Raw genomic sequence first — 7876 nt, 5'->3', positions numbered from 1 at the left:
TTTCTCCGCGATCCAGAATGTTATTTCGATGCCGTTTACGACGCTCCTGATGGTCACTGGCTTGCAGCAGTATGTTACTGAAATCGTGGTCGGATCGGGCATCGTAGCCAACCTGATTGCAGGCATGGTCTTACGTCGCTTGGTGCCTGGAAACACGCTGCGTCCCTTGCTCCTCCTGAGTGCTGTCTACCTGCTTCTCTTCTTCATAAACCTGGTTCGCTACTGGCTTCAGCTGGGAGTCGTCGGTGACGCAATCGCCCCACAGTGGACGGCGGTTGCTTTTCTGACCTCAGGAGCCCTCCAAGAGCTCCGCTATGCACGACGACGACGGAGGACACTTGCATGAGCACCTTAACACAGCGATTCTTAACTGAGCTTCACTCCGAGTGGAGCCACCTGCCCACAACTGAGCGCCAGAGTCTGCAGGAGCGTATGGCCACACGCCTGGAGGCCCTCACCCTCGCCGAGCGTGAGCTTGGAGCAAGCGAGGCCGAGGCACAGCAGCGCGCCGTTCGTGCCGTGGGCCAGGAGTGCACGCTCCAGCCCCAAACACCGATTCGTCTTGCCCCCGTCTGGCAGGTGACCCTGATCTGGATCGCGCTGGTCAGCTTCATCCCAACACTGCTACGTGTCTTTCTGCCGGTTAAGAGCATCATTTTCCAAGGCGGCACGGCGCTCCAGTCGAACTGGCTGGTGCCCGCCCTGCTGGGGGTGGTTGGGGCGACTATCTGCGCGGCACTCTGGCACCCCCATGCAGCGCGACGAGGAGTTCTCAATGCTCTGGGAATCTCTGCAGGACTTATCCTCCTAGGGACACTCCTCACACTCCTGGCACCGAGATCCAGCGGGCTTTCCGAAGCGATTCAGCAGAGCATGGTGCGAGGTAACATCACGTTCCTGCTAGCAGAGATCGTGCTGACTCTGGGGACACTCTTTGCCCTGCCACACCTTCGTCGGAAAAAACTCTTAAAGGGAAGCTGATCTCATGCTCAATCAAGTAGATGCCTACCTCGACGCGTTGAACCAAGGGCTTAAATCTCTACCCATTCACGAGCGTTTGGAGCAGCTCGACGAAATCCGAGCGCCCCTTGAGGGGCTTGCTGAGTTAGCTCAGAAGCGAGGCCACAGCCGCCTGGATGCTGAGGCACAGGCAATTGTCCAGTTTGGCGAGGTCCGTGTGATTGCTCAGCAGCTCAATCGTGCGGCAACAAGGCGGCGCTGGGGGCATACAGTGGGTGTGGCCGCGATCTACATGGGAATTGCAAGTTGTTTCGCGATGCCGTTGCAGTCTCTTTTCACTCTGGGGAGCACGCTGTACAGAGATGCGCTAGGTAAGTCACCGAGCGAAGGCACTACTGTCTTGGTTTTTGCGGCAGTGTTGGGCAATATCCTGACGGGACTGGTTGCCGGTGCGCTCCTGCGCCGCTTGGCTCCAGGCAATACGCTTCGCCCGTTGCTGCTGGTGAGTGCCGCACATGTGATGTTCTCTGTTTTTTCTGTTCTACGACAAACCGGACCAGCCTCTATGGCGGTTCCGATCTTCGCAAACGGGATCTGGGGAATCGTGTTGAGCTTCTTTAACTCCGGGGCGCTGGAAGAAGTGCCCGATGCGCTACTCCGTCTGCGGAGGCGCGTAGTATGAGCACTTTAACGCAGCGTTTTCTCACTGAACTCGACGGGGAATGGAGCCATCTGCCCAACGCGGAGCGCCAGAGCCTCAGAGCGCAGATTGTTGCGCGGCTGGAGGCTCTGATTGCCGTCGAGCAGCTGCTAGGGGCTAGTGAAGAGGAAGCGCAACGCCGGGCAGTTCGGGCGGTAGGCGAAGAGGGAGTTCTCCGTCCCCCGACTCGGATTCGTCTTGTGCCGCACTGGCAGGTGGCGCTGGTCTGGACGGCAGTGGGTGGTTTATTGTCTGAGGTGATCGCTCTCTTCCATCCGCTCATCAACTCGCTGAACGCCTTTGTCCCGCTGATCTACGTTTACAGCGGCTTGGTGATCCCGCTGACCGCGATCCTTACCACCTGGCTCGCGTTTCGGTGGCACCCGCGTGGAGCCGTTCGCGGCGTGCTCTACGGCCTGGGAATCGGGCTTATCCGATCTAGTTTTCAGTATGTCACCGTCTACTACGCGTTCCGTGCTCCCATGCCCGCGTCCGACCGCCACGAGGTGCTACGTGATTTTCTGATTCGCGATGTGGCGCATCTGGTCGTGACTTTGGGCACCCTTTGGGCACTCCAAAAACTCCGTGCAAAAAAACTTCCCAAAGCTCTTTAGCAAGCGGCTTTGATCTGGCTATAAGGAAGGCACCATGATCTTACAGAACCGACAACTGCATCTGAGTCTCTCCTGTGATTGCCAGCGCAATCAGAGTGAAGATTCGCGCCTCTGCGCTCTGCGGGAGTCGGTTTTGACCAGCAAGGGAGAACGAGCTAGCTAGCTCAAGTCTCCCAAGCCTGAACGAAACGGCCCCCGGCGCAAGCAAGCGCAGGGGGCTTTTTCTTTTGTGGCCCCGTGGTCTAAAGGTCATGACAGCGGTCTTTCAAGCCGTCAATGCTGGGTTCAAGTCCCGCCGGGGCTATGTGTTTTTTGTGTTTTGCGTGGACGGTAAACATCCCGCTATGGGGCGAGCAAGTCGCCGCCTCGCTCCGCTCGGAATTTACCGACGAGGGACGAGGAGGCGGCCAAAGGCCCCACAGCCCGACATTTACCGTCGCTGCAAGAAATCCGTGTGTTTTGTGCGCCTGTGGTGTAGCGGTCAACATCTCAGACTGTCGCTCTGAAGAGGCGGGTTCGATTCCCGTCAGGCGCGGTTAATCTCCTGTAGCTCAGTTGGTAGAGCGCCGGTCTGTTAAACCGGATGTCGGGGGTTCGAGTCCCTCCGGGAGAGTTTGGGTTTGCCTTTGTAGCTCAATTGGATAGAGCAGTGGCCTACGAAGCCAACGGTTGCGGGTTCAACTCCTGCCAAAGGTGTTTAGTTGCAAGTTTTGCAAGCTAAGGAAGGTGAATGTGTGAGGTACACAGGCTGTCTTGAAAACAGCTCAGGCGAAAGCTGGGGGTTCGAGTCCTCCGCCTTCCGTGTTTTTGCATCCCAGCGGCCACAGGGCCGCTACCCTTCGGCAAGCGAAGGGTTTGTGGAGAGTGACTGCGAGAGGCTTCGCAGGCGGTTTGGAATACCGCTCGGCGTGAAAGCGCTGGGGTTCGAGTCCTCCGCTCTCCGCTGGTTTGGGAAGTAGGGAGTTTTTGGAGAGTAAACCTGGCAGGGGCTGGGACCTCGGTGCTAACGAGTGGGCGCAGGGCCGAAACCTTGCGTGCGGTTCAAGTCCGCTGCTCTCCGTTTGGTGTCCCGCCGATCAGAACGACGGGACTGGAGAGCTAAAGCTACGAAGGCCGCTTCGGGCCATATTCGAGATTCGGTATGGGCGGCACGCCCTTTGTAGCCAAAGGCTCTCCAGCCCGGCCGTTCTGATCGGCGAGGCGACAATTTAAGAATAATCGTGGGTGGTGTAATTGGCAACACGTCTGTCTCTGGAACAGAAGAGCCCTGGTTCGACCCCAGGTCCACGAGCTTGGGGGAAATCCCCTTATAGGCCCCTTTAGCCCAATTGGTAGAGGCACACGGTTTAGGCCCGTGTCATGTGTGGGTTCGAATCCCATGGGGGGCATTTCCGCCGGTTTCAACCGGCGGTCTGGGATGGTTGCAGGTGGTGTAAGAGGCAACATGCCTGCCTTTGAAGCAGGAGATTTCCCGGTTCGAGGCCGGGTCTGCAAGTCAAAGAAGAGAAAAGGAGTGAGTTTGCCGGAGTGGTCGAGTGGTTCAAGACGGCAGCCTGCAAAGCTGCTGCGCCTTGCGCATCGCGGGTTCGAATCCCGCCTCCGGCTTTAAAAACTAAAGAACACTGGTCGGGCCGATAAGGGTGCGTTCTCGTAACTATAACGGTCCTAAGGTAGCGAAACACGAAGGAAACTTCGTGCAAGCGAGCGCTTCGCTTCGGCATTGCGCGTGCCCACTGCCCGGCTTCGGCGGGGTGCAGGGCGACGCGCACCCTGAGCCCTTGCCCGACCATCTGCCCCGGTTGCGTCCAACTGGTAGAGACACGCTGCTTAAGACAGCGAACGGTGTCGGTTCGAATCCGACTCGGGGCATTTTGGATATTTTTCTCCCTGTACCCCAATCTGGTAGAGGGCGCACGTCGAGAGCGTGCGGATGTGTCGGTTCGAGTCCGATCAGGGGGATTTTTGTTTTTCCAGATTTCTGGAGAGTGTGGCGAAATGGTCAACGCGCCTGGTTGTGAGCCAGGTTACTGCGGGTTCGAGTCCCGTCGCTCTCCCTGCAAAAAATGCCCTCTTCACGCCACGAAAGCGGGAAGAGGGCAGATGCCTAGCTTGTCAGCTTCAAACCACCGCTACCGTCCACATCCACGCTGATCGTGTCGCCCTCGGTGAACTCGCCGCGTAGGATCGCGGAGCTGAGTGGGTTCTCGAGCACGCGCTGTATGACTCTTCGCAAGGGCCGGGCTCCGTAGAGAGGATCGTAGCCTTGCTCGGCAAGAAGCGCCTTGGCGGCGTCAGAGATCTTGAACTTGAGCTGGCGATCCCCGAGGGCTTTTTCGGTGCGCTGCAAGAGCAGATCCACGATGCGAGCCAGCTGTGGACGGGTCAGCGCCTGGAAGACAATCACCTCGTCAATGCGGTTGAGCAGCTCGGGCCGGAGGTAGTTTCGCACCTCAGACAGCGCCACTGGTTCAGGATCGCGCCCCGCTGCCGAGGCTTCCTGGATCTGTACTGCACCGATATTTGATGTCATCAGCACGACAGTATTCTTAAAATTCACCACGCGTCCCTGGCCATCGGTGAGGCGACCATCGTCGAGGAGCTGGAGCAGGACATTGAAGACCTCGGGGTGCGCCTTCTCGATCTCATCTAGCAGAATCACGCGATAGGGGCGACGGCGCACAGCCTCGGTGAGCTGGCCGCCCTCTTCGTAGCCGACATAGCCCGGAGGCGCTCCGATCAGCCGTGCGACGGCGTGCTTTTCCATGTACTCGGACATGTCAATGCGCACCAGCGCGGCCTCATCGTCGAAGAGAAACTCCGCGAGTGCTTTGGCCAGCTCGGTCTTACCCACGCCCGTGGGGCCTAAAAAGAGAAACGAGCCAATCGGGCGGCGCGGGTCGGAGAGCCCGGCGCGGCTACGACGAATGGCCTCACTCACGGCGCCAATCGCACGGTCCTGCCCGACCACCCGGTCGTGGAGTGTGGCTTCGAGCTGGAGGAGCTTGCTGGCCTCGCCCTCAAACATGCGGCTCATTGGGACGCCGGTGATTCGTGCGACGATCTGAGCGATGTCGTTTTCATCTACCACGGCGTCGTGTCCCGTCGTCTGCTCCCACTCCACGCGGGCCTTGATATGCTCCTCGCGCAGCAGCTTCTCTTCTTTCTGAAGCTCGGCGGCTCGGGCATAGTCGCGTGCCTCGGCGGCGGCAAGGCCCTCTTCTACCAGGCGCTCCAAGTCCGCTTCCTGCTCGCGGAGCTCCTCGGGCATCTCGGAGAGATCCATGCGCACGGCAGCCCCCGCCTCGTCGATTAAGTCAATGGCCTTGTCGGGCAGAAAGCGCTCGGTGACATAGCGTGCGGAGAGCTGGGCGGCGGCCTCAATTGCCTTATCGGTGATCTTGACCTTGTGGTGCTTCTCGTAGCGCTCCCGCAGGCCCGTCAAGATTCCAATTGTGTCCTCGACCGTAGGCTCTCCGACGAACACCGTCTGGAAGCGGCGCTCTAGCGCGGCGTCTTTTTCGATGTTTTTTCGGTACTCATCGAGCGTAGTGGCCCCGATGCACTGCAGCTCTCCCCGAGCCAGCGCGGGCTTGAGCAGGTTGCTGGCATCCATCGCACCCTCTGCAGCTCCGGCTCCGACCACCGTGTGTAGCTCGTCAATAAAGACCACAAACTGCCCCGCGGCCTTCTGGATCTCGTCCATCACGCCTTTAAGACGCTCCTCGAACTCGCCACGGAACTTGCTACCCGCCACCATCGCACCCAGATCAATGGAGAGGAGCTGACGACCCCGAAGATTTTCGGGCACCGATCCGGCGATGATCATCTGGGCGAGGCCTTCCACAATTGCCGTCTTGCCGACACCGGGATCGCCGATGAGCACGGGATTGTTCTTCGTGCGCCGCGAGAGAATCTGAATCACCCGCCGTACTTCATCGTCGCGTCCGATCACCGGGTCGAGCTTGCCCTCGCGTGCTAGCGCCGTCAGATCGCGCGAGAACTTCTGGAGCATCGGGTACTTGCTGTCCGTGGGCTCGTTGTCGGAGCGCTGATTGCCCCGTATCTGCTGAAGAGCGCGGTAGATGCGCTCCTCGTCCACATGGGAGGCCACTAAAATACGGGCCGCGGGGGCGTCATCGGTCTTGAGCACCCCAAGTAGTAAGTGCTCCACCCCGACAAACTTGTCTTTCAGGCGGCTGGACTCGCTCTCGGCATAGTCAAGCGTGCGCTTAGCACGTGGCGTGATAAAGATCTGGTCGGAGGCACTTTTTTCCGCCGTATACGCCTTAGGAACCCGTGCCAGCTCCTCTTCCAAACGTCGGATAATACTGCGCTCATCCGCTCCAATTCGGGCCAAAATCTGCCCCGTCAGGCCGTCGTTTTGCTCTAAAAGCGCCAGCAGGATATGCTCGGTGTCGAGCTGGTTTTGTTTGTAGCGGCGCAGAATATCCTGGCTCGCTGAGATGGCATCTTTTGCCCGCTCTGTGTAGTTCTCTAGCATGATCTTACCTCCTAACCCCCGCTTGGCGGAGGAACTATAAGGGTTTTAGTCTGTGGCGCTTCTTAGGCGCTCGACTTCTGCTTGTAGCTCTTCCATCTGCTCCAGGAGTCCTAGGATAACTTCCACCCCGGCTAAGTTGACTCCCATTTCTTGGGTCAGGCGCTGGATCTGGCGAACCCGCTCGATGTCTTTTTCGGAGTAGAGCCGGTTTTTACCGACCCGCACGGGCGTGACGAGTCCGAGGCGCTCGTACATCCGCAGGGTCTGCGGGTGAATGGCTGGCTCTTCGGGTTTCTCGATTCGTACCAGACGTGCCGCGATGGAGATCGTGTAGAGCGGCTCATCGGTGCGTCTCATGAGACATCTCCTGCAAGCTCTGTTAAGAGTGTCCGCTCACGCTCCGAGAGCACTTTGGGGACGGTGATCCTAACGCGGGCATACAGATCGCCGTGCCCGGTTTCTTTTAGTTTGGGCATGCCCTTACCGGTGAGGCGTAGCTGCTGACCGCTCTGCGTTCCCGCGGGAAGCTTGACCGTGAGGGTCTTGCCGGTGATGGTGGGGACGCTCATCTCGCCGCCCAAGGCCGCCGTGGTGTAGGGAACAGACACATCCACGGTCAGGTCATCGCCCTTGCGCTCGAAGCCACTGTGGGGGAGCAGGCGCACCGTGAGGATCACATCACCGCCATTGACCCCTTGGCCTGCGAGTCGAATCTTCTGCCCGTCGCCAACCCCTGCGGGGACCTTGACATCCACACGCCTAAGCTCCGTGCTCCGTCCGCCCCGGTCTAAGTCGTAGCGACCGGTGGGGACTTGAATGGAGATGCCCTTGGTGCCGCCATGGTAGATTTCTTCGAGTGTTAGACGTAGTTCTGATTCTAGATCACGGCTGACAGGTGGCGGCGCTCCAAACGGATCGCCACCAAAGTTGACCGTGGTTCGTCCTCGCTGTTGCCCACTGGGCGCACCCCCCTGACGGAACTGCTCGGCAAAAAGCGTCCCAAAGAGATCCGAGAGATCGCCGGGAACCCCACCCCCGAAGTCCATGCGCTGCCCACCGGGGAAGCCACCCGCGCCGCTTGGGGCCGCTCCGCCAGGAAAG

The 7876-nt window shown here is 59.3% G+C and carries 7 protein-coding genes and 12 tRNA genes; 16 read left to right on the top strand and 3 right to left on the bottom strand.

Annotated features, from left to right (window positions below; genetic code table 11):
• The 16 genes from RMO15_RS01420 to RMO15_RS01345 form a co-directional block, all read left to right on the top strand.
• Window positions 1–346, top strand: a 346-nt coding sequence (locus RMO15_RS01420) for a hypothetical protein (RefSeq protein ID WP_309707147.1), incomplete at its 5' end; no start/stop codon positions are given.
• Window positions 343–981 carry a hypothetical protein gene (locus tag RMO15_RS01415; protein WP_309707146.1) on the top strand — a complete coding sequence of 213 codons (639 nt, stop codon included), beginning with the start codon at window positions 343–345 and terminating at the stop codon, window positions 979–981. The genes RMO15_RS01420 and RMO15_RS01415, both read left to right, overlap by 4 nt.
• Window positions 982–985: 4 nt before the next feature.
• Window positions 986–1642 (top strand): hypothetical protein, encoded by a 657-nt coding sequence (locus RMO15_RS01410; protein ID WP_309707145.1) that lies wholly within the window; start codon window positions 986–988, stop codon window positions 1640–1642.
• On the top strand, window positions 1639–2274 hold the full coding sequence (locus RMO15_RS01405) for a hypothetical protein (RefSeq protein ID WP_309707144.1): 636 nt from the start codon (window positions 1639–1641) through the stop codon (window positions 2272–2274). The genes RMO15_RS01410 and RMO15_RS01405 overlap by 4 nt, the downstream gene beginning before the upstream one ends.
• A gap of 231 nt (window positions 2275–2505) precedes the next feature.
• A tRNA-Glu gene (locus tag RMO15_RS01400) sits at window positions 2506–2578 on the top strand.
• A 159-nt stretch (window positions 2579–2737) separates the two neighbouring features.
• Window positions 2738–2809, top strand: a tRNA-Asp gene (locus RMO15_RS01395).
• Between the two features lie 5 nt (window positions 2810–2814).
• A tRNA-Asn gene (locus RMO15_RS01390) sits at window positions 2815–2887 on the top strand.
• Between the two features lie 9 nt (window positions 2888–2896).
• Window positions 2897–2970: transfer RNA gene (locus RMO15_RS01385), tRNA-Arg, on the top strand.
• Window positions 2971–2995: 25 nt separating this feature from the next.
• Window positions 2996–3076: transfer RNA gene (locus RMO15_RS01380), tRNA-Ser, on the top strand.
• Window positions 3077–3492: 416 nt separating this feature from the next.
• A tRNA-Gln gene (locus RMO15_RS01375) sits at window positions 3493–3565 on the top strand.
• 22 nt (window positions 3566–3587) lie between these two features.
• Window positions 3588–3662 (top strand) — tRNA-Leu (locus RMO15_RS01370).
• 33 nt (window positions 3663–3695) lie between these two features.
• Window positions 3696–3769 (top strand) — tRNA-Gln (locus RMO15_RS01365).
• Window positions 3770–3795: 26 nt separating this feature from the next.
• Window positions 3796–3879: transfer RNA gene (locus RMO15_RS01360), tRNA-Cys, on the top strand.
• Window positions 3880–4066: 187 nt separating this feature from the next.
• Window positions 4067–4143: transfer RNA gene (locus RMO15_RS01355), tRNA-Leu, on the top strand.
• Between the two features lie 14 nt (window positions 4144–4157).
• Window positions 4158–4233: transfer RNA gene (locus RMO15_RS01350), tRNA-Leu, on the top strand.
• A gap of 22 nt (window positions 4234–4255) precedes the next feature.
• Window positions 4256–4328 (top strand) — tRNA-His (locus RMO15_RS01345).
• Between the two features lie 50 nt (window positions 4329–4378).
• Here RMO15_RS01345 and RMO15_RS01340 read toward each other — a convergent pair.
• From RMO15_RS01340 to RMO15_RS01330, 3 genes are all read right to left on the bottom strand, one after another.
• On the bottom strand, window positions 4379–6775 hold the full coding sequence (locus RMO15_RS01340; RefSeq protein ID WP_309707142.1) for an AAA family ATPase: 2397 nt from the start codon (window positions 6773–6775) through the stop codon (window positions 4379–4381).
• 45 nt (window positions 6776–6820) lie between these two features.
• A complete protein-coding gene (locus RMO15_RS01335; protein WP_309707141.1) occupies window positions 6821–7132 on the bottom strand; it encodes a chaperone modulator CbpM in 312 nt (103 codons plus the stop codon).
• The coding region (locus RMO15_RS01330) for a J domain-containing protein (protein ID WP_309707139.1) at window positions 7129–7876 on the bottom strand (748 nt) is incomplete at its 5' end. The genes RMO15_RS01335 and RMO15_RS01330, both read right to left, overlap by 4 nt.

It is taken from the genome of Armatimonas sp., assembly GCF_031410135.1.
In the GTDB taxonomy this organism is placed as follows: Bacteria; Armatimonadota; Armatimonadia; order Armatimonadales; family Armatimonadaceae; genus Armatimonas.
This window is presented reverse-complemented; position numbering and strand designations above follow the sequence as displayed.